Source organism: Phaeobacter sp. 11ANDIMAR09, from assembly GCF_001294455.1.
Classification (GTDB): Bacteria; Pseudomonadota; Alphaproteobacteria; order Rhodobacterales; family Rhodobacteraceae; genus Pseudophaeobacter.
Genome location: NZ_LIKT01000082.1, coordinates 1 through 1,496, shown reverse-complemented (window position 1 = coordinate 1,496; position 1,496 = coordinate 1). Strand labels below are relative to the sequence as shown.

Here is a 1,496-nt window from a genome sequence, read left to right as displayed (position 1 = left end):
TTGTCTGACGTTAGCACCTGTGGGACAGAATTGAGGATTTGAACAACGGAGGATTTCTGGGTCATCGTAACTGTTAAGGAGTGAAGATGAACAAGAAATCCGGAACCAGCAAAGCTGCGGCTACCAAGCTGGTCAACTCCATCCGCCGCAAGACCCGGCAAACCTATTCATCCGAGGAGAAGATCCGCATTGTTTTAGCGGGTTTGCGTGGCGAGGAAACCATATCGGCACTGTGCCGCCGCGAAGGCATCTCTGAGGGTCTGTATTACAGCTGGTCCAAAGAGTTCCTTGAAGCCGGGAAGCGGCGTTTGTCCGGTGACACGGCTCGTCAGGCCACTTCGCCTGAGGTGAAAGACCTGCGATCCGAGGCGATGGCACTGAAGGAATGCGTTGCGGACCTCACATTGGAAAACCGCTTGCTCAAAAACAGCATGACAGGGGATACGAGGAATGAGGTATCCTGCGTCAGAGAAACTGGAGATCATCCGAACCGTTGAGGGATCCCATCTGCCCACCAAGCAGACCCTGGACATGCTGGGCATCCCGCGCACCACATTCTACCGATGGTATGATCGCTATGTTGAAGGTGGACTTGATGCCCTGGCGGATCGCTCTCCCCGCCCAAAGTCTGTCTGGAACCGTATCCCTCAGGCCAGGCGGGATGATCTGATCGAGTTCGCGCTGGAACATGAGGCGCTGACGACGCGCGAATTGGCGGTCAAGTATACCGATGAGAAACGGTACTTTATCTCTGAATCATCGGCTTACCGCTTTCTGAAGGAAGCTGACCTGATCACTGCACCGGACTATGTCGTGATCAAAGCGGCTGATGAGTTCACGGACAAGACCACCGCCATTAACGAGATGTGGCAGACCGACTTCACCTACTTCAAAATCATCGGTTGGGGGTGGTTTTATCACAGCACCATCCTGGACGATTACAGCCGCTATATCATCGCATGGAAACTCTGCACGAACATGCGGGCCGTGGATGTGACTGACACGATTGAACTGGCTCTGGCGGCGTCTGGATGCGATCAGGCCGTCGTTCGGCACATGCCTCGCCTGCTGAGCGACAACGGGTCCTGTTACATCTCAGGCGATTTGGCTGAATGGCTGGAAGATCAGAAAATGGATCACGTTCGCGGCGCACCGTTCCATCCACAAACTCAGGGCAAAATTGAACGCTGGCATCAAACGATGAAGAACCGGGTTCTACTGGAGAACTACTATCTGCCGGGTGATCTCGAGCGCCAGATCGGGGCGTTCGTCGATTACTACAACAACGAACGCTACCACGAGAGCCTTAACAACGTCACACCGGCAGACGTCTATTTTGGGCGCGACAAAGCAATCATCAGAGAAAGGGCAAAGATCAAGAAACTGACAATCCAAAACCGCCGCTTGCAACACCAAAAACAAGCCGCATAATCAATCACACTAACGAACCAGAGCCTCCAAAGCTCAATCCGCTCTGATGCCCCATTTTATATGAC

Annotated in this window: 1 pseudogene; it reads left to right on the top strand. The window is 53.3% G+C overall.

The window, feature by feature from the left end:
* Positions 1-86 precede the first annotated feature (86 nt).
* Positions 87-1,431 (top strand): annotated as a pseudogene (locus tag AN476_RS22180) (IS3 family transposase).
* The last annotated feature ends 65 nt before the right edge of the window (positions 1,432-1,496 follow it).